Source organism: Paenibacillus sp. tmac-D7 (assembly GCF_006519665.1).
Lineage (GTDB): Bacteria > Bacillota > Bacilli > Paenibacillales > NBRC-103111 > Paenibacillus_G > Paenibacillus_G validus.
Map to the genome: position 1 here is coordinate 1 of NZ_VIDW01000017.1, position 21999 is coordinate 21999.

The 21999-nt window shown below is 54.5% G+C and carries 25 protein-coding genes and 1 other annotated feature; of the genes, 22 read left to right on the top strand and 3 right to left on the bottom strand.

The window, feature by feature from the left end:
• The 19 genes from FKP33_RS13445 to FKP33_RS13535 form a co-directional block, all read left to right on the top strand.
• Positions 1 to 276, top strand: a 276-nt coding sequence (locus tag FKP33_RS13445) for a RibD family protein (protein ID WP_141335452.1), incomplete at its 5' end; no start/stop codon positions are given.
• A gap of 4 nt (positions 277 to 280) precedes the next feature.
• Positions 281 to 949 (top strand): riboflavin synthase, encoded by a 669-nt coding sequence (ribE, locus tag FKP33_RS13450; protein WP_127607927.1) that lies wholly within the window; start codon positions 281 to 283, stop codon positions 947 to 949.
• Positions 950 to 975: 26 nt separating this feature from the next.
• Positions 976 to 2193 (top strand): bifunctional 3,4-dihydroxy-2-butanone-4-phosphate synthase/GTP cyclohydrolase II, encoded by a 1218-nt coding sequence (locus FKP33_RS13455; protein ID WP_127607928.1) that lies wholly within the window; start codon positions 976 to 978, stop codon positions 2191 to 2193.
• A 59-nt stretch (positions 2194 to 2252) separates the two neighbouring features.
• On the top strand, positions 2253 to 2720 hold the full coding sequence (gene ribH / locus FKP33_RS13460) for a 6,7-dimethyl-8-ribityllumazine synthase (protein ID WP_054798535.1): 468 nt from the start codon (positions 2253 to 2255) through the stop codon (positions 2718 to 2720).
• A gap of 82 nt (positions 2721 to 2802) precedes the next feature.
• On the top strand, positions 2803 to 3588 hold the full coding sequence (locus FKP33_RS13465; protein WP_141335454.1) for a segregation and condensation protein A: 786 nt from the start codon (positions 2803 to 2805) through the stop codon (positions 3586 to 3588).
• Positions 3557 to 4174 carry an SMC-Scp complex subunit ScpB gene (gene scpB / locus FKP33_RS13470; RefSeq protein ID WP_054798543.1) on the top strand — a complete coding sequence of 206 codons (618 nt, stop codon included), beginning with the start codon at positions 3557 to 3559 and terminating at the stop codon, positions 4172 to 4174. Before FKP33_RS13465 ends, scpB begins: the two co-directional genes overlap by 32 nt.
• Positions 4175 to 4295: 121 nt before the next feature.
• A complete protein-coding gene (locus FKP33_RS13475; RefSeq protein ID WP_181410142.1) occupies positions 4296 to 4973 on the top strand; it encodes a DUF2953 domain-containing protein in 678 nt (225 codons plus the stop codon).
• 108 nt (positions 4974 to 5081) lie between these two features.
• Positions 5082 to 5573, top strand: a complete 492-nt coding sequence (ytfJ, locus tag FKP33_RS13480; protein ID WP_141335459.1) for a GerW family sporulation protein — start codon at positions 5082 to 5084, stop codon at positions 5571 to 5573.
• A 200-nt stretch (positions 5574 to 5773) separates the two neighbouring features.
• Entirely contained in the window at positions 5774 to 6460 is a 687-nt protein-coding gene (locus tag FKP33_RS13485; protein WP_141335461.1) for an SOS response-associated peptidase, read from the top strand.
• 192 nt (positions 6461 to 6652) lie between these two features.
• The gene (locus FKP33_RS13490) at positions 6653 to 7828 is read left to right on the top strand and encodes a D-alanyl-D-alanine carboxypeptidase family protein (protein ID WP_372812969.1); all 1176 of its coding nucleotides are present in this window, start codon (positions 6653 to 6655) and stop codon (positions 7826 to 7828) included.
• A gap of 53 nt (positions 7829 to 7881) precedes the next feature.
• Positions 7882 to 8481 (top strand): nucleoside recognition domain-containing protein, encoded by a 600-nt coding sequence (locus tag FKP33_RS13495; RefSeq protein WP_127607932.1) that lies wholly within the window; start codon positions 7882 to 7884, stop codon positions 8479 to 8481.
• Between the two features lie 6 nt (positions 8482 to 8487).
• Positions 8488 to 9024, top strand: a complete 537-nt coding sequence (locus FKP33_RS13500) for a spore maturation protein (RefSeq protein WP_054797287.1) — start codon at positions 8488 to 8490, stop codon at positions 9022 to 9024.
• Positions 9025 to 9097: 73 nt separating this feature from the next.
• Positions 9098 to 9439 (top strand): N-acetylmuramoyl-L-alanine amidase, encoded by a 342-nt coding sequence (locus tag FKP33_RS13505; RefSeq protein WP_054797286.1) that lies wholly within the window; start codon positions 9098 to 9100, stop codon positions 9437 to 9439.
• 18 nt (positions 9440 to 9457) lie between these two features.
• Positions 9458 to 10228: a pseudouridine synthase gene (locus tag FKP33_RS13510; protein ID WP_127607934.1), complete on the top strand. Its 771-nt coding sequence runs from the start codon at positions 9458 to 9460 to the stop codon at positions 10226 to 10228.
• Between the two features lie 60 nt (positions 10229 to 10288).
• Positions 10289 to 10813, top strand: a complete 525-nt coding sequence (locus FKP33_RS13515; protein WP_141335497.1) for a redoxin domain-containing protein — start codon at positions 10289 to 10291, stop codon at positions 10811 to 10813.
• 246 nt (positions 10814 to 11059) lie between these two features.
• The gene (gene resB, locus FKP33_RS13520; RefSeq protein ID WP_141335463.1) at positions 11060 to 12751 is read left to right on the top strand and encodes a cytochrome c biogenesis protein ResB; all 1692 of its coding nucleotides are present in this window, start codon (positions 11060 to 11062) and stop codon (positions 12749 to 12751) included.
• Positions 12748 to 13995, top strand: coding sequence for a cytochrome c biogenesis protein CcsA (ccsA, locus tag FKP33_RS13525; protein ID WP_127607937.1), 1248 nt, complete (start codon positions 12748 to 12750; stop codon positions 13993 to 13995). The genes resB and ccsA overlap by 4 nt, the downstream gene beginning before the upstream one ends.
• A 40-nt stretch (positions 13996 to 14035) precedes the next feature.
• Entirely contained in the window at positions 14036 to 14752 is a 717-nt protein-coding gene (locus FKP33_RS13530; RefSeq protein ID WP_054797284.1) for a response regulator transcription factor, read from the top strand.
• Between the two features lies 1 nt (position 14753).
• Entirely contained in the window at positions 14754 to 16604 is a 1851-nt protein-coding gene (locus FKP33_RS13535) for a HAMP domain-containing sensor histidine kinase (protein WP_127607938.1), read from the top strand.
• 88 nt (positions 16605 to 16692) lie between these two features.
• Here the strand turns inward: FKP33_RS13535 and serA are convergent, their stop codons facing one another.
• Positions 16693 to 18276 (bottom strand): phosphoglycerate dehydrogenase, encoded by a 1584-nt coding sequence (gene serA / locus FKP33_RS13540; protein WP_141335465.1) that lies wholly within the window; start codon positions 18274 to 18276, stop codon positions 16693 to 16695.
• Between the two features lie 68 nt (positions 18277 to 18344).
• Positions 18345 to 18585, bottom strand: a binding site (T-box leader).
• Positions 18586 to 18792: 207 nt separating this feature from the next.
• Here serA and FKP33_RS13545 point away from each other — a divergent pair.
• On the top strand, positions 18793 to 19116 hold the full coding sequence (locus FKP33_RS13545; RefSeq protein ID WP_054797283.1) for a rhodanese-like domain-containing protein: 324 nt from the start codon (positions 18793 to 18795) through the stop codon (positions 19114 to 19116).
• A 61-nt stretch (positions 19117 to 19177) separates the two neighbouring features.
• On the opposite strand, the gene FKP33_RS13550 is transcribed toward FKP33_RS13545, so the two are convergent.
• Positions 19178 to 20092 (bottom strand): hypothetical protein, encoded by a 915-nt coding sequence (locus FKP33_RS13550; RefSeq protein ID WP_127607940.1) that lies wholly within the window; start codon positions 20090 to 20092, stop codon positions 19178 to 19180.
• Positions 20093 to 20161: 69 nt separating this feature from the next.
• On the opposite strand from FKP33_RS13550, the gene FKP33_RS13555 reads away from it, so the two are divergent.
• Both FKP33_RS13555 and FKP33_RS13560 read left to right on the top strand, forming a co-directional pair.
• Positions 20162 to 20755, top strand: coding sequence for a type II CAAX endopeptidase family protein (locus tag FKP33_RS13555; protein ID WP_127607941.1), 594 nt, complete (start codon positions 20162 to 20164; stop codon positions 20753 to 20755).
• The gene (locus FKP33_RS13560; RefSeq protein WP_127607942.1) at positions 20756 to 20980 is read left to right on the top strand and encodes a hypothetical protein; all 225 of its coding nucleotides are present in this window, start codon (positions 20756 to 20758) and stop codon (positions 20978 to 20980) included.
• On the opposite strand, the gene FKP33_RS13565 is transcribed toward FKP33_RS13560, so the two are convergent.
• Positions 20970 to 21944 (bottom strand): polysaccharide deacetylase family protein, encoded by a 975-nt coding sequence (locus FKP33_RS13565; RefSeq protein WP_236595933.1) that lies wholly within the window; start codon positions 21942 to 21944, stop codon positions 20970 to 20972. The genes FKP33_RS13560 and FKP33_RS13565 overlap by 11 nt on opposite strands.
• Positions 21945 to 21999: the final 55 nt, after the last annotated feature.

Below are 21999 nucleotides of genomic sequence, written 5' to 3' on the forward strand. Positions count from 1 at the left end.
GCCATGAGGCGGCTCGGCGAGCTCGAGATCGGCTCGCTGCTCGTCGAAGGCGGCGGCAAGCTGAGCGGAGCCCTGCTGGCGGCCGGGCTCGTCGATAAGCTGGTGCTGTTCCTGGCGCCGAAAATCATCGGCGGCGGAGCATTGGCACCCGGCAACTTCGATTTTCCCGGCTTCGAGACGATGAGCCGGGCGATCAAGCTCGAACGGCTTCAGGTGGAACGCTGCGGCGAGGACGTGTGCTTGTCCGGTTATCCGCGGTACGAAAGCGAGGAATGACAAGATGTTTACGGGCATTATCGAAGAAATCGGCACGATGCGCCGCATCGCCAAACAAGGCCAAGCCATGGTGCTCACCATCGGCGCGAAACGTATACTGGAAGACGTGAAGCTGGGGGACAGCATTGCGGTGAACGGCGTGTGCTTAACCGTCGTCGCTTACGACGAGTCAAGTTTTACCGTCGATGTGATGCCGGAGACCTTCCGCCGAACGAACCTGGAACGGCTGCAAACCGGCGCTCGGGTGAATCTGGAGCGGGCGATGGCGGCGAACGGCCGCTTCGGCGGTCATATCGTACAAGGTCATGTCGACTCGACGGGCATCATCACGAGTCGAACGCCGGAAGAGAACGCCGTCGTGTTCCGGGTGGAGCCGAGAGATGCGGGGATGATGAAATACGTCATTCCGCACGGCTCGATTACGATCGACGGCATCAGCTTAACGGTCGTCGAGTCGGGGGAAGCGCATTTTACCGTTTCGATCATTCCGCATACGCTGGCAGAGACGATACTGGAGCACAAGAAGGCCGGAGACGAAGTAAACCTCGAGGCCGATGTGCTGGGTAAATATATCGAGCGATTGCTGGGCTTCCGCGGCGCGGGTCCGGAAGGACAAGGCAAGCCGCAGAGCCGGCTGACAGCTTCATTTTTGACGGAGCACGGGTTTATGTAACCCAAACTAGTGGGAGGCGAGAGAACATGACGGCACCGATTCAATTTCATTCGATCGAAGAGGCGATTTACGACCTGATGCTGGGCAAAGTGATCATCGCCGTTGATGACGAGGACCGGGAGAACGAAGGCGACTTCATTGCCTTGGCGGAGAAAGCGACGCCGGAGATCATCAATTTCATGATCAAGGAAGGGCGCGGACTCGTATGCGTACCGATTACCGAGGAGCGGGCTCAGGAGCTCGATTTACCGCCGATGGTCGTGCGCAACACCGATTATCACGGCACGGCCTTCACGGTTTCCGTCGATCATGCGGAAACGACGACCGGCATCTCGGCTTCGGAGCGCTCCCGCACGGTTCAGGCGTTGATTGATCCGAAGACGAGGGCGCATCAATTCCGCCGGCCGGGCCACATTTTTCCGTTGATCGCGAAAAAGGGCGGCGTGCTCCGCAGAGCGGGCCATACGGAAGCGGCCGTCGATTTAGCCCGGATGTGCGGCGCGTATCCGGCTGCCGTCATCTGCGAGGTCATTAAGGAAGACGGGGAAATGGCGCGTGTGCCGGACCTGATGGAAATCGCGCAAAAGCATGATTTGAAAATTATCACGATTCAAGATATGATCAAATACCGCAATTATAAAGAAAAACTCATTAACCGCGAAGTGGAAGTGCGGATGCCGACCGACTTCGGCAGCTTCACGGCCATTGCGTATTCGAATGTCGTCGACCAGAAGGAGCATGTGGCGCTTGTCAAAGGGAACATCGACACCGACACGCCGACGCTGGTGCGTGTTCACTCGGAATGCTTGACCGGCGACGTGTTTCATTCGCACCGCTGCGATTGCGGTCCGCAGCTCGCCGCGGCGCTGAAGCAGATCGATGAAGCGGGCTCCGGCGTGCTGCTCTATATGCGTCAGGAAGGCCGCGGCATCGGCTTGATCAACAAGCTGAAGGCGTATAAGCTGCAGGAAGAGGGATTCGATACGGTCGATGCGAACCTGAAGCTCGGCTTCGACGCGGATCTGCGCGACTACGGCATTGGAGCGCAAATATTGAAGGATCTCGGCATCAGGAAAATCCGTTTGCTCACGAACAATCCGCGTAAAATTCGCGGACTCGAAGGCTACGGGCTGGAGGTCATCGAACGCATACCGATTCAGATGGATGAGAACGAAGACAACACCCACTATTTGCATACGAAACAAGCGAAGCTCGGTCATTTGCTCAATTTTGCACAAGATTAAGCATGGCGGGTTTGGCCGCATCAAAAAAAATATTGAATTCGGAAGGAAGTTGTGAGATTATGGCGAAAGTATACGAAGGTCATTTAGTGTCGAAAGGTCTGAAATACGGGATCGTAGCAGGCCGTTTTAATGAATTTATTACGAGCAAGCTGGTCGGAGGCGCACTGGATGCGTTGAAACGTCACGGCGTGGAAGAAGACGAGATCGAGCTGGCTTGGGTGCCGGGCGCTTTTGAAATTTCACTGATCGCCCAGAAAATGGCAGAGAGCGGCCGTTACGACGCAGTCATTACGCTGGGGGCGGTCATCCGCGGATCAACGCCGCATTTCGACTACGTGTGCAACGAAGCGGCCAAAGGAGTGGCTGCGGTCGGGCTGAAAACGGGCGTGCCGACGGTGTTCGGCGTTCTGACGACCGATTCGATCGAGCAAGCGGTCGAGCGGGCAGGCACGAAGGCGGGCAACAAAGGCTGGGAAGCCGCGGTTACAGCGATCGAGATGGCCAATCTGGTTAAGCAGTTTAAATAAACAATAACGAACCATACAGCTAAGATCTACAGCGGGCGGGCAGAAACTAGCGGGAAGTGGGGAACAAGGGGGAACAAGCGACATGAAGGTCACGGTAAAGCTCGAAACGTTTGAAGGCCCCCTTGATTTGCTGCTTCACTTGATCGATAAAGCGGAAGTCGATATCTATGATATTCCGATTAAAGACATTACGGATCAATACATGGAATACCTGGACGCCATGACGGAGCTGGAGCTCGAATTCACGAGCGAGTTTTTAGTGATGGCGGCGACGCTGCTTTCGATCAAAAGCAAGATGCTGCTGCCGAAACCTCCGGTCCTTGATCTGGATTTCGACGATTATTTGATGGACGAAGAATACGATCCTCGTGCCGAGCTTGTGGCCAAACTGATCGAATACCGCAAATACAAAGCGATCGCCGATCATCTGCGTGACAAGGAAGTGGAGCGCAGCTTGATTTATACGCGCGAACCCGAGGACTTGACGCCTTATGTCCCCGTCGTTGTGGATAATCCGGTCAAAGGTCTGCATGTCTCCGATTTGGTTCAGGCGTTCCGCAAAGCGATGCGCCGGATGCAGAGCCGCAATGCGGTTGCCAAAATCCGCAAAGACGAAATTTCCGTCAAGGATCGGATGTTTCAGGTCATTGGCGCGCTCGAGCAGCACGGAGGGAAGCTCCTGTTCTCCAAACTCCTGGATCAGGAGCGGACAAGGGATTCAATCGTGGTCACCTTCCTTGCATTGCTGGAACTGATGAAGGTGAAGAAGATCGTATGTTTTCAACATCAATTATTCGACGATATCGTGATAAAGGTGCGGGAGGATGGAACGGCAAATGGATTCTGGGCAGATGAAATCAGTTATTGAGGGTTTGCTGTTCGTGGCGGGAGACGAAGGGCTCGACGCCAAGCAGCTGGCCGAAGTGCTGGAGCAAGATGCCGCTTTTGTCACCGACCTCGTGCTGGACCTGCAAAGCGAATTGAAGCGGCAAGGGCGGGGCATTCAAATCGTGGAGCTGGCGGGGACGTATCAGTTGTCCACGGTGCCGGAGCATGCGCCGTTCTTCGAACGCTTGGCGTATTCCCCTTCTCGAACGTCGCTTTCGCAAGCGGCTCTGGAGACGCTCGCGATTGTTGCGTATCGGCAGCCGATTACGCGTATCGAGATCGAGGAAATCCGCGGCGTGAAGGCGGACCGGGCGCTGCAGACGCTGGTGGCCAAGGATTTGATTCAAGAGGTGGACCGGGCGGATGCGCCGGGAAGACCGATTTTATACGGGACGACCAAATCGTTTCTCGACTATTTTGGATTGGGCAGTTTGACCGATTTGCCGGAAACGAGTTTGTTCGAGAACGACGACAACCTGGAAGAGGAAACGCGCTTGTTGTTCGAGAAGCTGGAAGGGGAGCAAATGACGTTCGAAGACGTGTCTTCGAAGTCGAACGACTTCTGAAACGTGCATGTTTTACCAAGGTAAAGCCATACTAACTCCTGAGGAAATGAAGCGGCAAGCTTCCGGTACCGGGAGTTTTTTGTGTTTTCCCCAGAATTTTGCCGTGCGGGAGGAGATTAGCATGGTTTGGGTTTGGATGGCCGCGGGACTGCTCTTCGTGCTGCTTCTCCTCTTGGGAAGCCGGGTGAACATTCGACTCGCCTTCACCCATCAGGATAAGAACGACGAGATTTCCGTTGAAGTCAGGGCGCTGCTAGGTCTCGTCCGTTTTCACTATGAAGTGCCGACCCTCCGTTTCAAGGGTCTTCGCGCCGGGCTGGAAGTGAAATCCGAACAAGTCAACGCCGGGGCAGGGCGCTTGATTGCCGATCGGAAAGAAACGATCAACGCGGATAAAATCAAGCAGATGTTCGAGGATGTACGGATACTGCTGACGCATTGTTTCGATTTCAACGAGTGGCTGAGCCGGATGCTTCGGCATGTCCATTGTACGAAGCTGAATTGGAAAACGTCGGTCGGCATTGGGGATGCGCCTGAGACAGCCTTTCTGGTCGGGACGCTCTGGGGGGTGAAGTCGTCGCTGCTCGGGTTTGTATGCCGGTACATTCGTTTGGAAACCCAGCCGCAGCTGCAGGTGACGCCGGTTTTTAATCAAATGATGTTCTTGACCGAAGGGGATTGTACGATTCGTATCCGGATCTGGCATTTGCTTTCCGGAGGCGTTCAGCTCCTGATGCGCGTCCGCAAGACGGAAGGCGGCCTGCAAGCTTGGCGCCGTGTGCTGATGCCGACGTCCTGAATAACGAAGCGACGCGACTTCGGATTCTGTTTCCCCTACATAGTCTGGAGGTACTCCGGTTAAGCTAAAACTGTTCTTTAATCCGACTTCAGACAGGAGGTTTCCACGTTGGCAGAGCATCCGATTCAAGGGTTAATGAAGACGGCCATGGAAAATATTAAAGAAATGGTCGACGTCAATACGATTGTAGGCGACCCGGTCGAAACGCCGGACGGCAGCATCATTATGCCAATCAGCAAAGTCGGTTTTGGCTTCGCGGCAGGGGGCAGCGAGTTCGTCACGGCGGAAGAGCATGCGAATGGGAATGGCGGTAACCGCCATGATGCGATGAACGCTTCGGTTGCGCTTCCGTTCGGCGGGGGCAGCGGCGGCGGGGTGTCGATTACCCCGATCGCATTTTTGGTTGTCGGCAAACAAGGGGTCAAGATCGTGCCGCTCGACAATCAAACGCACTTGCTGGAACGAATTATCGATTCAGCGCCGCAAGTGGTCGACCGCATTCAATCGATGATCAAAAACGGCGGCAAAGCCGGCTCCACTATGGAGACAGAGTCGACATCCGTAACGAACAACATCGAGAACCCAAATTTCATCGTTTAACTTTATCGAGAAGCTGCCCGGTCCAGGGCAGCTTTCTTTATGCGATTCCGCTGTCCGCTCGAGAAAGGATAACCCCCGCTGCATGTTCCATCAAGCGGTATTGCTCTTTCCGGGTCTAAGGAATATAGTTGATGTAGACTGCTTTTGCTTGCTTTGCGGCAAAGGCGACGAATGGAACAATAAGTAAGGAGTTATGCCTCGTGTGCGGACGGTATACGATTACGGTTTCGTGGGATGAGCTGATGATGCGCTTTTTGCTGGATGGAAGACCGGGTAAATACCAGCCGCGGTACAATGCCGCCCCCGGCCAGTGGATCCCCGCGATTCTCGGCGGCGAACAGGGCTTTGGCGAACGTGCGGCGAACCGTCTCGGGGAGCTCCGCTGGGGGCTTGTACCTTCATGGGCGCAAGACGCCAAGTCGGGTGCGCGCATGATGAACGCAAGAGCCGAAACGGTTGCGGAGAAGCCGTCGTTCCGAACGCTGCTGTCGCGTAAGCGCTGCCTCATTCCTGCCGATGGCTTCTACGAATGGAAGAAGACCGGCGGGGGGAAACAGCCGGTGCGATTCGTGCTGAAAGACGGAGGCTTATTCGGGATGGCGGCGCTTTACGATACGTGGGTCGGGGAGGACGGCGACAAGCTGCATACGTGCACGATTGTGACGACTGCGGCCAACGGATTAGTTGCGGAAGTCCACGAACGGATGCCGGTCATTTTGACCCGGGAGCGGGAGAAGGTGTGGCTCGACCGCAGCGTCCGCGAACAGGCGGAGCTGCTGCCGCTGCTCGAACCGTTCCCGGCGGAGCGGATGGATTATTACGAGGTGCGGCCCGAAGTCGGGCGCGTTGCCTATGACGAGCCGGACTGCATCCGGCCATTAGCCTAAAAGCTTGCAAGAACGAAGACCGTCAAGGTGAATTTGCGCCTTGCCGGTTTTTTGTGTACCGTCCGCATGCATACATAACCAGGCCCGATTCGCATATACATGTACAAGTAGGCCGAACTTGTCCTTCGATCGTTTGTTTGTGTCGGGGCAATTCGTCCGCCGGTGATACAGGAACGTTTTGGTGGGAGGATCATGATGAGAAGACTATGGTTTCTGTTGTTGGCCTTATGGCTTGTCGCCGCCGGCTTCGGCGGTATTCCGACCGCGCAGGCGGCTCCGGGAATAAGCACCAGCGCGGAAGGCGCGGCGCTGATCGACGTCACCTCAGGCAGGCTGCTGTACAGCGTCAAAGGGGACAAACAGATGCGTATCGCCAGCTTGACGAAGATCATGACGGCGATCGTGGCCATCGAGAACGGCAAGCTGACGGATTTGGCGAAAGTCAGCAAGAACGCCTTCGGCAAAGAAGGCTCCTCGATTTATTTAAAGCTGAATGAAGAGATGAATTTGAAAGACTTGCTGTACGGACTTATGCTTCGTTCCGGCAACGACGCCGCAACCACGATAGCGGAGCATGTGGGGGGCAGCGTCGAGGGCTTCGCCTATATGATGAATGAGAAGGCGAGAATGATCGGAATGACGCGCTCCAGCTTCAAAAACCCGTCCGGCTTGGATGAAGAAGGCCATTACTCTACGGCAAGCGATATGGCCAAACTGACTGCTTATGCATTGAAAAACCCGGTCTTCCAGGAAATCGTCAAAACGAAAGTCAAAAAAGTGCCGAATCCGAATGAATCCTGGGATTACTCTTGGGTCAATAAAAATAAAATGCTGTCGCTGTACGACGGGGCGGACGGCGTGAAGACCGGGTACACGAAGCTGGCCAAGCGCTGCCTGGTCTCTTCCGCGACGCGGGGCGGACAACAATTAGCCGTTGTCACGCTGAACGATCCGAATGACTGGATCGATCATACGCAGCTGCTCGATTACGGCTTCGAGCACTACCCGCTCACGACGCTGATCGGCAAAGCGGAGCCGGTTGAAGGCACGGAATTCGTGGCTGGGGCACCTTTCCGATATCCGGCCGAGCAGGCGGAGAACGGAAAATTCGAGCGCAAGCTGATATTGAACGACGTCACTTCCACTGATTACAAGCTGGGCTTGAAGGGACGGATCGAGTTTACGTTGAACGGCAGAGCCATCGGTAACGTACCGCTTGTAGCCAAGGATAGTCCCCGGCTTTCCGCAACGGACCGGTCAACGTTCGCATTCTCCGAGTCGGATGCGGACGGTTGGCGGCTTTCGGATAGATGGTTATACATTTTAAGCGCATTCACCCGGGTGATGTTCACAGGACAAACCGATTAATCGTACGACAAGGGTTCCAGTCCGATCATGGGAGGGAAGGGGCATGCCTAGTTATGGTCAACTTTATTTGGTTGTTCTTTATCGTTGCCGGATTCATCGTCGCCGCATTTCAGGGAAGAATCGATTTGGTGACCGAGGCCGTTTTTGAAGGCGCGAAAAGCGGCGTCACCGTTTGTTTCGGCCTGATCAGCATCATGGTGTTCTGGCTCGGGATGATGCGGATCGCCGAGGATGCAGGCCTGCTGCGAACGATGGCCAGACTGCTCAGCCCCGTCGTCCGCATGCTGTTTCCCGGTGTCCCGAAGGATCATCCGGCGCTCGGATACATCATGTCGAACATGAGCGCGAACATTTTCGGACTCGGGAATGCGGCTACGCCGATGGGCATCAAAGCGATGCAGGAGCTGCAGAAGCTGAATCCGCACAAGGAAATCGCAAGTCCCGCCATGTGTACCTTGCTTGCGCTGAACACGGCGAGCATTACCTTGATCCCGACGACGCTGATCGCCATTCGCATGAGCTACAACTCGGCCAATCCCGCGGAAATCGTCGGCACGACCTTAATGGCCACCTTCATTTCGACGCTGGCGGCGATCGTGGTCGACCGATGGTACAGAAGTCGAAATTCGCCGAGCGATTTGAGGAAAGGATGAGGCGCCGTGTATGAATGGGTCAACTTAATATCCGCCTGGGCGATTCCCGTTATCATCGTGTTTATCCCTTTATATGCCGCTTACCGGAAAATCCCCGTCTACGAATCGTTCGTGGACGGGGCGAAAGACGGCTTCGATACGGCGATCCGCATCATTCCTCACCTCGTCGGCATGATGGTGGCGATCAGCGTATTTCGCGCGTCCGGCGCGATGGATTTATTCATCGGCTGGCTGAAGCCGATTTGTGAACGATTCGGGGTGCCGAGCGAAATCATCCCGCTTGCTTTCTTGCGTCCGATTACCGGCGCAGGATCGCTCGCTTTCACGACCGATCTCATCTCGCAGTTCGGGCCGGATTCGATGGTCGGGCGCATCGCCTCCACGATTCAAGGCAGTACGGATACGACGCTGTACGTCATTACCGTATATTTCGGCGCGATCGGCATCCGTAAAGCGGGATACGCCCTGAAGGTCGGCCTGATCTCCGACGCCGTCGGCTTTATCGCCTCGATCGTCATTTGTTATTTGGTGTTTACCGCGTAATGGCTTCCTTCGTTTCACCCCCTCCTTTGTCCGTACATATACTAAGGCAGCGATCCCGGAAGAGGTGACCTGTATGGTGTATTACGGCATTATCATTCATCATTCCGCTTGTCCCGCCATTAACGGAAAAGGGTATGACCTGTTTATCGCCAGGAACGGCGTCATCATCCCTTCTTCCGCCCAAACGGACCCGCTGTACATTCATATTTGCTTGGAAGGCGACTATACGGAACCGCGCAGCATCCGGACGCCCGAAGAGAAAGAGCAATGGTTTGTGCTGAACAAGCTTGTTTTGCGTTTATCCGAAACGTACGGTTTTGGGCCGAAAGATCTCTTTCCGCACTCCGTCTCGTGCCCCGGAGCTGCTTTTCCTTGGTCTCAGCTTGTGATTTCACCCGAGGATAGGTATCATTAGCTTGAGGTGACTAGAGAAATGGAACGTTTGCAAAAAGTGCTTGCCGAAGCCGGCATCGCATCGAGAAGAAAATGTGAGGAATTAATAACCGCCGGCCGGGTGCAGGTGAACGATCAAGTGGTAACAACCTTGGGGGTCAAAGTGGATGCGAGCCAAGACTTGATTAAAGTAGACGGAAGGCCGATCCGCAAGCAGTCCAAGGTTTACGTGATGTTCAACAAACCGAAGGGCGTTATCACGAGTGCCGAGGATCCGGAAGGCCGGAAGACGGTGACGGATTTCTTTAAACATTTGAAGGAGCGGATTTACCCGATCGGACGGCTCGATTACGACACCGAGGGATTGCTCTTGCTGACGAACGACGGAGAGTTTGCGCATCTGTTGACCCACCCCAAGCATCACGTGCCCCGCACGTACTTGGCGACGGTCAAAGGGGTGCCGCACGGTTCATTGCTGGACAAGCTGAGGGACGGCATCAAGTTAGAGGACGGGATGACTTCTCCGGCCGAAGTGGAATATCAGGACGTGAATCCGGAGAAGAATGAAACGGTCGTCAAGATTACGATTTACGAGGGCCGCAACCGCCAGGTGCGGCGCATGTTCGAGGCCATTCATCATCCGGTCGTCAAGCTGAAACGGGTGCAGTTCGGACCGCTTCAGCTTACCGGCGTGCCCCGGGGCAAGTCGCGGAGCTTAACGCCGCACGAAGTGGACGAATTGCGTACCGCAGCGCTCGAAATGGGGAAAGGCAAGTCACATAATATTCAAAAAGGTGAATCCGACGCTTGACAATTTTCGCTATAATAAAGTTAGGAACGGACAAACAGTCGGGTTTGAAGGTGTGGGATGATGGGGAAACATAGAACTTGGATACAAATTGCCATTTTTGCCGTTGTCATTCTCGTGGGCGGTTGGACGTTGACGAACAATTTGTTCTTCAGCGACAAGAAGCCGACGGAAGGCGCTTCGGCCCCGAACTTTAAGCTGGTCGGCCTGGACGGGAATATGAAGGAGCTTGCGGAGCTCAAGGGAAAAGTCGTAGTCGTTAATTTTTGGGGGACGTTCTGCGAGCCGTGCCGGGACGAAATGCCGGCGCTTGAACGTCAGAAGGAGAAATGGGCCGGAAAAAATGTGGAAATTCTCGGCCTGAACCTGAATGAGCCGCGGGTGGCCGTCGAGAACTTTGTTAACCAATATAAGGTGACCTTCCCGATCTTGCTCGACAAAAATGAAGAAACACGAAAGCGTTACGGCGTGTCGCAATATCCGACGACGTTCTTCATTAAGCCCGACGGCAAAATCGGAGTCATCCGGGTTGGGCAAATGGACGAAGCCTTTATCGATCAAACGATCTCTTCCTTGCTTCCGTCTTAGGTAAGGCTACACCGCTAAACGGATCCGGAGCGAAGCAAGCACGATTATTTTTACTATTCATAACGAGCGATTTATTTGAACGGGTTTAGCGGAGGTTAGGGTGAGGCCGGAGAGTTTACGTGCTGCCTTTGAAATCGACGTTCTACCCTGCTTGGGTTGATGATTCCAAGAACATCGATTTCAACAAAAGCCGCAGGCCCATCCTAACCGCAGCGGCCTCCCATTCCAATAAATCGAGGAGGACACATGATTCACAACACCAAATGCGAATGCGGACACCAAAATCCCGTCGCCACGCTGCTATGCGAATCGTGCGGCAAGCCGCTGGAGGACGAAGGAGGGGCCGAGCCGCTCGAGATGAAATACGACGGCATGGCCAGACGCTCGCAGCGGGCGAATCCCGGGCTGTTGGACCGGGTATGGAACTTTTTTTCCTCGGTTAAAATCGCCATTTATTTAATTGTCATCACGCTGCTGGGCTCTGCGCTCGGTACCATTTATCCGCAGGAAAACACGTTCCTCAACATCGACCCGTCCGTTTATTACGAGCAAACCTACGGGACATTGGGCTACATTTATTATTTACTCGGGTTATCGCATACGTTCGAGTCGTGGTGGTTCATCACATTGCTTCTCATGATTGGCACGTCGCTTATCGTGTGCAGCCTCGACCGTGTGCTGCCGCTGTATCGCGCGTTAAGCAAGCAGCAAATCCGCAAGCATCTGAGCTTCATTACCCGTCAGAAATTGACGTATTCCGGCCCGATTCCTGTTGGCGGAGTACCGGGCGGACAGCCTGAAGCAGCGCCGGAGCAGGTATGGACGGAAACGGCCGCCAAGGCGCTTCGGAAAGCCCGTTACCGCGTGTATACCGACGGTACGGCGCTGCTTGCGGAGAAATACCGGTTCAGCCGGTGGGGGCCCTACATCAATCATATCGGACTTATTATCTTTCTTGGTGCGGTGCTGATGCGAAGCATTCCAGGCTGGCATATGGATCAGCACATCGGGTTTCCCGAAGGCAAGCTGGTGAAAATTCCCGAGACGAATTATTATTTGAAGAACGAGAAGTTTACTCTGGAGTATTACAAGCCGGAGGAAATGTCAGCCGAGTTTCGTTCCAAGGGACTCGATGTCCCGAAAGTATACGAAACGAAAGCGACGTTATACGCCTGTCTGGCGGATTGCGACGATCCGACGAAGGAACCGGTGCTCAAGGAAGTGCATAAGCAAGACATCATCGTGAACAAGCCGCTTGAGTATCAAGGTCTGCTCGCTTATCAATTCGACTTCAAGCCATCGCCGATGCTGATCTCGGTCAAGCCATCGTTGAAGAATAAAGAAACCGGCGAAACGTATGGCAGCTTTGAACTCTCGATGGACAATCCGAAGGAACAGTACAAGGTCGGCCCGTACGAATTAAAGCTCAAAGCGTATTTTCCGGAATTCGCGCTGGATAGCAAAGGTATGCCGATAACGAAATCGAAAGACCCGCTGATGCCGGCTTTCGTCTTCACGATAACAGGTCCTGGACTGCAGCCGCAAGGTGAGCCTTACATGTACTTCCCGCGTCAAGTCGACAAAGTCAATTTCCGGCAGGATGAAATTAACGGAGCGCTTGGTGCGAAGCTGGAGCTTGCGGTCGGTTCGATGGAGAACGTTAAAATATCCGAGTACATCAGCTACTTGAATATCCGGGTTGACCGGGCGATGCCGTTCATTTGGATCGGCACCGCCATTTCGATGATTGGTTTGATTATGGGCTTTTATTGGAATCATCGCCGGGTTTGGCTGCGCATTGACGACGGCAAGCTGGCGCTCGGCGCGCATACGAATAAAAACTGGTACGGGTTGCGCAAGGAAGTTTCGCAGGTCCTCGCCAAAACGGGGATCGAGGTCGATCCGAATGCGCTCGAAAGAAGGGTGGAACAAGCGTGAGCAGCGCATCATTGCTGATAGCTTTCATAGTGTATTCGCTTGCATTGCTGGGATTCGTCATCGGCATTACAGGTAAAAAATCGGTTCAAGTGACGGACCCGGAAACGTACGTCAAGAAATGGGGCAGCATCGGACTGACGCTCACAATCGTCGGTTTTCTGTGTCATGCCACGTTTTTCTTTACCCGTTGGGCCGAGGCCGGACATATTCCGACGAGCAACATGTATGAGTTTATGACGTTTCTAGGCATGATGGTCGTACTGGCGTTCATTGTCGTATTCCTGATTTATCGGACTACGGTACTCGGCGTGTTCGCCCTGCCGGTTGCCATCATTATCATCGCCTATGCGTCGGTATTTCCGCACGAGGTGCAGCCGCTTATTCCGGCGCTGCAAAGCTACTGGCTGAAAATCCACGTGACGACGGCGGCGCTGGGCGAAGCGTTCTTCGCCGTCGGTTTTGCCGCCGGACTGATGTATCTGGTCCAGAACGTCAATTTCAGCAGCTCGGAGCGAAAGGACAGGCGTGAGCAGCGCGGTGTGGAATTCACGCTGTTCATCTTGGTGGTAGTCATCGCCTTCGTCGCGGCTATCTTCAGCTTTAACGGCTCCGGCTACAAGGCGGTGTTCTCCAGCAACGTCATCGTGACGGACGTAAACAACGTGGAACAAACCGTGAAACAGGAAACGACGTACGTGCTGCCGCCGCTGGTCGGACCTCATCAAGCCGAAACGGTGCAGATGACACCGTTCTTCGGGATGTCGGAGCCGCTGTTCGAAGCGCCGTCCTGGATGAAGGGCGCGAACGCAGGCAGGAAGCTGAACACGGTGATCTGGTCGCTGCTAAGCGGAGCGATTCTGTATGGGCTGCTCCGGCTTATCGCTCGTAAGCCGCTGGGCGCCGCGCTTCATCCGATGATGAAAGGGATCGATGCGGACGATATCGATGAAATCGGCTACCGCTCGATTGCCATCGGTTATCCGATCTTTACGCTGGGCGCCTTGATATTCGCCATGATTTGGGCGCATGAGGCATGGGGGCGCTTTTGGGGCTGGGACCCGAAAGAAGTGTGGGCGCTCATCGTCTGGCTGTTCTACGCAGCCTACCTGCACTTCCGGCTATCCCGAGGCTGGCAGGGGAAACGTTCGGCCTGGCTCTCGGTGATCGGATTCCTCGTCGTCATGTTTACGTTGATCGGCGTCAATCTGGTCATTGCCGGTTTACATTCCTATTCCGGCGTTTAAACGGGTTTGCCTTTAATTCCAGTTGAAGAGGAGATAGGCCATGACGGATATGAAAACGCACATCCTGGTCGTTGACGATGAAGAACGGATTCGGCGGCTGCTGCGGATGTACTTGGAAAAAGAAAACTACCGCATCGACGAGGCGGAGGACGGGGAGACGGCACTGCGCAAAGCGGTTGAATCCGACTACGATCTCATTCTGCTGGACGTGATGCTCCCCGGCATGGACGGCAACGAAGTATGCGCCCGTCTCCGGCAGGTCAAATCGACGCCGGTCATTATGTTAACCGCGAAGGGCGAAGAGACGAACCGCGTCCAGGGGTTCGAATCGGGCGCGGACGATTACGTCGTCAAGCCGTTCAGTCCGCGGGAGGTCATTTACCGGGTGAAGGCCATTTTGCGGCGTTCGTCGGTAACGGCCTATTTATCGAAGGAAGTCAATTCCAGCAACAACATCGTGTTCCCGAATTTGGTGATCGAGCACGATGCGCACCGGGTTACTGCAGGCGGGCAGGAGGTGGCGTTGACGCCTAAGGAATACGAGCTGCTTCATTACCTTGCCGTCTCGCCGGATAAAGTGTTCTCGCGCGAGGAATTGCTGAAGGACGTATGGAATTACGAGTTTTTCGGCGATTTGCGCACGGTCGATACCCATGTGAAGCGGCTTCGCGAGAAGCTGAACAAAGTGTCGCCGGAGGCCGCCTCCATGATTACGACCGTTTGGGGCGTAGGCTACAAGCTCGAGGTGCCGAAGTAACGTGTTTATATTCAAAAGCGTTGTCGGCAAACTGTGGTTGACCATCATCGGACTCGTTGTCGTCGTGCTGTTGACGCTCAGCGTCTTTTTGTTCAAATTTATTGAAACGTCGTTCCCGAAGTCGAAGGATCAGGTGGAGACGTTAAACCGGCTGGCCGTTAAAGTGGCGAGCGAAATATCGCTGCATAAAGAGGAACGCCGCTATTTGCAAGTCGTGAACGAGCTGCTGAACGCGCAGGAGGCCAGCGTGCTGGTCGTGTCCAAAGATTTTCAGGAAGAGACGCCGGTCGGCCAGCCGAACAACAGGCTGGTTCGGTATGACGACTTTTTCACCAAAAGCGATTTGCAAAAAGTGTTTGCCGGCGAAGTGGTCGACAACCGGAAATCAAACGTGGCGGCCCGTACTCCGCTGAGCAGCACGTATACGGCGGTCGCCGTTCCGTTCATGGATGAATCGCAAACGAACGTGGCCGGCGCGCTGATCATGTACCAGCTGACACAGTCTTCCGAAGAAACCCAGGCCTATGTGAAGAGGCTGTTCGTCGTGGTCGGGGTCGCCGGTTTTCTCATGACGACGTTCTTCGCTTTCTTCCTTCTGTCGCGCATTACGCGGCCGCTCTTGAATTTGAAGAAAGCGGCCGACCTGATCTCCGAGGGCGAATACGGCAGCCGGGTCCCGATCACGTCGTCCGACGAGATCGGCGAACTGGGCAAGACCTTCAACCATATGGGCGAGCAGCTTCAGGATACGATTAAAGCGTTGAGCCACGAGAAGGAGCATCTGGCAAGCGTTCTGCGCAGTATGGCCGACGCCGTCGTCACCTTCGATGCGGAGGGACGCGTCATCCTGACGAATCCGCAGGGAGAGAGGATCATCCGGGAGTGGAACGAGATCGATTGGCTGGATGACGGCGGGGAAACCTCGGGAGCCCAGTCGTATCCCCGCGGCGAATGGAACCGGATCCCGGGCCCGATGCAGCCGCTGTTCAAGAGGGTCATCGCGCAGCCTGGTGAGATGACTTCGAAGCTGCTCGTGAAGAGCGAAGTGTGGTCGGTCGTCATGGCGCCGCTGTATTCGCAGGATCTCGTGCGCGGCGTCGTGGCCGTCATGCGCGACGTCACGGAGGAGCACCGGCTTGACAAGCTGCGCAAGGACTTCGTGGCCAACGTGTCGCACGAGCTGCGGACGCCGTTGTCGATGCTGCAGGGCTACAGCGAAGCGCTGCTTGACGACATCGCGGCCACGCCGGAGGAGCGTCAGGAGCTCGCTCAGGTGATCTATGACGAATCGCTCCGGATGGGTCGGCTCGTACGCGATTTGCTCGACTTGGCGAAGATGGAAACCGGCAACATGGAGCTGCATCTCCGGGAGCTCGATGTGCATGCCTTCATCAAGCGGGTGCATCGCAAATTTGCCGCTTTGTCCAAAGAAAAGGGCGTCTCCATGACGTATGCGCTGCCCGAGCTGCCGCTGACCCTGGCACAAGCCGACGAGGATCGCCTGGAGCAGGTGCTGACGAACTTGCTCGACAACGCGCTGCGCCATACGCCATCCCGGGCGGAGATTCAAATCCGCGCTTCGGAGACACAGCTGCGCGGGGAAGAAGCGGTGCTCATCGAGGTATCCGACCAGGGCATCGGCATTCCGGCCGAGGATCTGCCTTTTATTTTCGAACGCTTCTACAAGGCGGACAAAGCCCGTACACGCGGCGCATCGGGGGGAACGGGTCTGGGCTTGTCGATCGTCAAAAACATCGTAGAAGCCCATCAGGGCACGGTACAAGCGAAGAGTCAGCCAGGCCAGGGAACGACATTTTCTATCATCTTACCTTGCAAAAGCGGTAAAACATAACAAAAACCCCTCCGGTTCGCTTCCGCAGGGGTTTTTGTTATTGTTGAAAAACCGTACATATTCTTGTTGTTCGTGGAACAATCGGGACTTACAGGGAAAGCTCGTGAATATGGGTTAATTCCGGGAGCTTCGCCAGCTGTTCGAGTACGTCCGGCGGTGTTTGCTTATCCGTCGTCAAGACCATGATCGCCGATCCGCCGATCACTTTACGGCCGACCTGCATGGTAGCGATATTCACGTCGTTGTTGCCGAGCAGCGTACCGACTTTACCGATAATTCCCGGCTTGTCGTTATGGGAGATCAACAGCAGGTTGCCTTCCGGCGCGATATCGACCGGGTATTGGCCGATTTGCACAATCCGTTCGCCGTAACCGGACAGGAGCGTACCGGCCACCGTGCGTTGTTCGTTTTTCGTTTTTAACGTGACGGACAAGAGATTCGTAAACGTTTTGGACGAGGACGATTTTTGAACGACGATGCTGATGTCGCGCGTCTTGGCCAAATGCATCGCATTGACGATATTGACGCCTTCCAGCTGGTTCTGGAGCACGCCTTTTACAATATAGCGGGTGAGCGGGGACGTATCGACGTCCGTTAAATCGCCCGCGAAGTTGACCGTAATTTCGCTGACGGCGCCGTCGATCGTCTGACCGAGGAACACGCCGAGCTTCTCGCCCAGATTGAAGTAAGGCTGCAGGGCGTTCAGCACGTTTGCCGGTACCGGCGGCATGTTCACCGCGTTTTTGAACGGCTCGTCACGCAGGATGTGCAGCACTTCTTCGGATACGTCGATCGCCACGTTCTCTTGTGCTTCTACAGTGGAGGCACCAAGGTGCGGAGTTACGATGACTTTCGGATTATTCAGGAACGGGTGATCGGCGGCTGGCGGCTCCGATTCGAATACGTCGAAGGCGGCGCCGGCTACGATGCCGGTATCGATCGCTTCGATAAGCGCCATTTCGTCGATGATGCCGCCGCGTGCGCAGTTGATGATGCGCGCGCCTTTTTTCATAATTTCAAATTGCGGGCGGCTGATCATGTGGCGGGTTTCGTTCGTCAACGGCGTGTGTACCGTGATGAAGTCGGCTTTGGCGCAAATGTCGTTGACCGAACCGAGCTTCACGCCGATTTTCTCCGCGCGCTCTTCGGTCAGGAACGGGTCGTAGCCGAGCACTTCCATTCCGAATGCTTTCGCGCGTTTCGCTACTTCGCTTCCGATTCGGCCCATACCGAGCACGCCCAGCACTTTATTGCGAAGCTCGACGCCGACGAACGTTTTGCGGTCCCATTCGCCGCTGACGGTTTTCTTGTACGCTTGCGGAATGGAACGGGCGACCGACATCATCATGGCGAAGGTGAGTTCGCAAGTGGCGATCGTGTTGCCGTCCGGTGCGTTGATGACGACAATCCCGCGTTTCGTAGCGGCTTCGAGGTCGATGTTGTCGACGCCGACGCCGGCACGGCCGACGACTTTCAACCGGCTGCTTGCGTTCATGATGCGTTCGGTCACCTTCGTGGCGCTGCGCACGAGAATCGCATCGTAATCCGGGATAATGGCGACAAGCTCGTCCTCGGACAGCCCGACCTTCTTATCTACTTCCACATCCGGCGCATCGTACAGCAGTTGAATCCCCATGTCGCTGATTCCATCCATGACTAATACTTTAAACATTACATTTCCCTCCGTTTTTCCTTTTCTGTAAAAACCAAAAACTCCTCATCCCGATACGTCTAGCGTATACAAGGGACGAGGAGCTGATTCTCGTGGTACCACCCTAATTCGCCGCACGTTCACACGCGCGACCTTCATAGGTCTATCATGCAACAGACCGAGAATGGTAACGGCTTCTAACCGGCTGCAACTACTGATCGTTCGAGGCAGCAACTCAGGAGTGCTCCGCATATCGTTAACGTCCGGTTTGCACCGACCACCGGCTCTCTGTACGTTCCGCTTTATGCTTGGCTCCGTCATCGTTTGTTGAAATATGTCTCTTAAAGTTAATCCTACCTTACCATGTTATTTTTAGCCTTGTCAATAGGAGGGAGACCGATTTGTAATTTCGAAAATTTTGTGAAAAAATTGTTGTCCACATCCATTGCCGGCAACTGGGCTGCGGTTGCCGCGATCCGTATTCCGAAGTAAAATGTTAGCTGTACCTAAGCAAAAGAGCAGAGGAGGAGCGCTGACATGTCGTTCGATAGAATTGGTCCGGACGCGTTTAAACGGAAGCTGGAGCGCGGTGAGCTGGAAGGTGCGCTTGCCATCGATGTCCGCGAGCCGATGGAATGGGAGTTTTATCATTGGGATGAGCTGCAATTGATGCCGATGATGTCGATCCCGGAGCAGGTGGAAAGTTTGCCGAAGGATCGTCCGATTTACGTCGTTTGCGCGCATGGCGTGCGCAGTGCGAACGTTTGTCATTATTTGAGCGAGCGGGGATTCGAGCATATGATCAATGTGGAAGGCGGAATGGCTGCGCTCGCTGCATTGAAAGGGTTTCAATACGATTGAATACGACAAAAAAACAACCTGCTCATAAGCTTGCAGCAGGTTGTTTATGGTTCGGACACGTTTAATTTGTTGTAAAGAACGGAAGCTGCGGCAGCGTTTCATTTCCGTAATATTTGTTGCGTAAGCGGAGGTAGTCGCCGGCCCGAACGGCGTCTGTGGCAAGCAGCATGTCGACGATTTGGGAGACTTCAGTCAAGTTCATTTTATTGGCTTGCCCGGAAGCGATCATATCGTCGATTCTTGCGCTCAAATCTTGAGGCGTAAACGCACGAAATTGTTTGCCGCTCATCATGAAGCCGGCCAAATAATCGTTCTTCACATTGAGCGATAACGCTCCCCATTCTTTGACGTTCAACGGCTTCGTCACGTCAATCGCTTTAAACTGCGGGTTCACGGTTTCGTTCCACTTGACGATCGCGTCGTAATATTCCTTCTCGGCTTTAAGCGCGAAGTTTTTCGCTTCGCCGAGGTAGGCGTCGGCCTGCAGCTGGGCGACCAGGTCCGGCCCGGACACGGCGTTGGCCTTGGACGTATAATTGCGCAGCGCTTCACTGAACAGCTTCAAGCTTTTCATGTAATCGGTATGCGCTTCCTTCAGAAGAGGAGAGGAGTCCGGCGACGACTTGGAGCCGAGCCCGTCGTAGGCGGCTTGCGCTTGTTTAGCTAAATCTTTAAGGATCAGCGACGCGTCCGCGGATTGATTGGTCTGCAAATCATCCATTTTTTCAAACCACGTTTTATGAAATTCCCTGTAAGGCTGATAAATGGTATGATAGAAGGACACCAAGTATTGCTGATGGTACGCGGTGAATCCGTTTTTTTCTTCATTTTGCTTCGCGATGAATTGTTCATATTGGGTCGTGGCGCGATCTTGTCCCATTTTTATCCCGTAAAAAAACGCCCCGAGAGCCACGACCAGCATAAAGATGAAGGTGATGGCGAATAAGTAGTCCGTTCGGTTCAACCGTTTTTCCATATCATATGCACCTCTAATCTTTTCCTCTGCTGAATAGTATAGGATAATTTGTCGAAAAAGGGAATCATCATGAAAAAATTCAACTTTAAGCAACTAAAGTTTCACCGGGTTAACATCCAGGAGATGAACGACCGTCTGCTGCTGATCAATTTGTATATTACCCAATTGATCGTTTTGCTGATCGCGGCTATCGTCATGTTTTTTCAGAAGCCGGACCTGCTATCGATGTTCTCCACCGCTCCGGGGGTGAGCATCGCCGTGTGGGGCGTGTTATTCGCCTTGGCCGTGCTCGCCGTCGATTTGTTCGTGTCACAATGGGTGCCGCCGGAAGTTACGGACGACGGGGGCATTAACGAGATGCTGTTCCGCAACAGGCCGTTGTGGCACATCGCCCTCATATCGCTCGTCGTATCGCTTTGTGAAGAACTGCTGTTTCGCGGCGCCATTCAGGCTTCCTGGGGTCCTTACTGGACAAGCATTCTGTTCGCGGCCATACACGTCCGATACTTGCAGCACTGGCTGATGACGGGTCTCGTCTTCAGCATCAGTTACGGACTTGGCTGGATTTATATCCAAACCGGATCGCTTTGGACGCCGATCGTCGCCCATTTTCTCATCGATTTCACGATGGGGTGCATTCTAAGGTACAGGAGAGAGTCATAAATGAGCGTCAAACGCATCCTAGCCGACCGGCCTCATACACAGCCGGAATCGGGAACAAGGGCGGGGTCCGATGTTCCCGAGGATCATTATTTGCCGCCGCGCAAAGTGGTCCATCCGACAGAGAAAGAAAAATGGCTGCGTTTCTTTTATCGGTCGCTGCTCTGGATTTTTGTACTGCTTGTCGCCGGACTGCTGGTGTGGGGCTGGCAGCGGATCAATGCATAGCCGTATCGATGGACTGCGGATCGACGAATGTGTATCCGCGTTCTTCCAAGCGGGTTAATAGCGTATCCAGCGCTTCCGCGGTCCAGGGCAGCTCGTGCATCAAAATATTGCTGCCGGGTCGAAGCTGCTCGAGAACGTTTGCGACAACCTGCTCGGGACTGTTATTTTTTACCGTCATTTCCCAGTCCTTGGAGCCGTTGGACCACGTCATGTACAGCAGCCCCTCCTCTTTGGCTTTAGCCCTGACTTCCTCGCTTCCCGAGCCGAACGGCGGACGGAAGAAAGCCGGGGCTTTCCCCGTAATCGCTTTTACCGCTTGCTGCACATCTCCGATTTGCCGATCGACCTTCTCTTTGCTTTCCTTCTTCAGGTCGATATGATCCCAAGAGTGATTGCCTATCGTTTGTCCGCGCTCGTCAAGGAGCTTGACAATATCCGGATGCTGTTTAATCCGGTACCCGTTCAGGAAAAAAATCGCTTTCGCTTTATGCTTGTCGAGCGTATCCAGCAGCGAGCGGTTAAGCTCCAAATCTTTGGGCCCGTCATCGAACGTAAGAAGCACGACTTGTTTCGTGTGCGCGGCCGCGTCTATCGGAACGATATCGTACGTTTTCGGGTTCATTCTGTAAGTTTTAGCCGCGGGCTGAGGGGCGGCAGGGTCCGGCTTGTCGAGGTTGCTCGTTGCGGCAGTCTCCCCGGAGCGGCTGCCGCCCGGGACGTTCGGTGTGTCGGAAGCGGCCGGGGTTGTCGGCGCGGTCAAATCAGCGTTCCGCTTAGAGTCCGTAGCCGCCGGGGCTGGAGTTTGCACAGGCGCCGCTGCCGGCTGCGAATTCGAGCAGGACACGACGAGCAGGGCGCTCAGCGCGACCGCTGCTGAGAAGGTGAACCGGATCTTGTGAGTCATTGTCGTTTTCAAACTCCCGTCTTCGTAATAGTTAACTGACTTCCTGATTTTATCATGCATGGTTACCCTGCTCCTAGCGGAAAATATAATCGTACACCACAACAATGGAGGGATG

What these genes read in the sequence shown, in the direction of transcription:
- FKP33_RS13475 (WP_181410142.1), top strand. Translation starts at nt 4,296, where the DNA reads ATGGTTTGGGTTTGGATGGCCGCGGGACTGCTCTTCGTGCTGCTTCTC.
- FKP33_RS13465 (WP_141335454.1), top strand. Translation starts at nt 2,803, where the DNA reads ATGAAGGTCACGGTAAAGCTCGAAACGTTTGAAGGCCCCCTTGATTTG.
- FKP33_RS13545 (WP_054797283.1), top strand. Translation starts at nt 18,793, where the DNA reads ATGTCGTTCGATAGAATTGGTCCGGACGCGTTTAAACGGAAGCTGGAG.
- FKP33_RS13515 (WP_141335497.1), top strand. Translation starts at nt 10,289, where the DNA reads ATGGGGAAACATAGAACTTGGATACAAATTGCCATTTTTGCCGTTGTC.
- FKP33_RS13550 (WP_127607940.1), bottom strand. Translation starts at nt 20,092, where the DNA reads ATGGAAAAACGGTTGAACCGAACGGACTACTTATTCGCCATCACCTTC.
- serA (WP_141335465.1), bottom strand. Translation starts at nt 18,276, where the DNA reads ATGTTTAAAGTATTAGTCATGGATGGAATCAGCGACATGGGGATTCAA.
- ribE (WP_127607927.1), top strand. Translation starts at nt 281, where the DNA reads ATGTTTACGGGCATTATCGAAGAAATCGGCACGATGCGCCGCATCGCC.
- FKP33_RS13490 (WP_372812969.1), top strand. Translation starts at nt 6,653, where the DNA reads ATGATGAGAAGACTATGGTTTCTGTTGTTGGCCTTATGGCTTGTCGCC.
- FKP33_RS13565 (WP_236595933.1), bottom strand. Translation starts at nt 21,944, where the DNA reads ATGCATGATAAAATCAGGAAGTCAGTTAACTATTACGAAGACGGGAGT.
- resB (WP_141335463.1), top strand. Translation starts at nt 11,060, where the DNA reads ATGATTCACAACACCAAATGCGAATGCGGACACCAAAATCCCGTCGCC.
- FKP33_RS13495 (WP_127607932.1), top strand. Translation starts at nt 7,882, where the DNA reads ATGGTCAACTTTATTTGGTTGTTCTTTATCGTTGCCGGATTCATCGTC.
- FKP33_RS13505 (WP_054797286.1), top strand. Translation starts at nt 9,098, where the DNA reads ATGGTGTATTACGGCATTATCATTCATCATTCCGCTTGTCCCGCCATT.
- FKP33_RS13455 (WP_127607928.1), top strand. Translation starts at nt 976, where the DNA reads ATGACGGCACCGATTCAATTTCATTCGATCGAAGAGGCGATTTACGAC.
- FKP33_RS13560 (WP_127607942.1), top strand. Translation starts at nt 20,756, where the DNA reads ATGAGCGTCAAACGCATCCTAGCCGACCGGCCTCATACACAGCCGGAA.
- FKP33_RS13530 (WP_054797284.1), top strand. Translation starts at nt 14,036, where the DNA reads ATGACGGATATGAAAACGCACATCCTGGTCGTTGACGATGAAGAACGG.
- ribH (WP_054798535.1), top strand. Translation starts at nt 2,253, where the DNA reads ATGGCGAAAGTATACGAAGGTCATTTAGTGTCGAAAGGTCTGAAATAC.
- FKP33_RS13510 (WP_127607934.1), top strand. Translation starts at nt 9,458, where the DNA reads ATGGAACGTTTGCAAAAAGTGCTTGCCGAAGCCGGCATCGCATCGAGA.
- scpB (WP_054798543.1), top strand. Translation starts at nt 3,557, where the DNA reads ATGGATTCTGGGCAGATGAAATCAGTTATTGAGGGTTTGCTGTTCGTG.
- FKP33_RS13555 (WP_127607941.1), top strand. Translation starts at nt 20,162, where the DNA reads ATGAAAAAATTCAACTTTAAGCAACTAAAGTTTCACCGGGTTAACATC.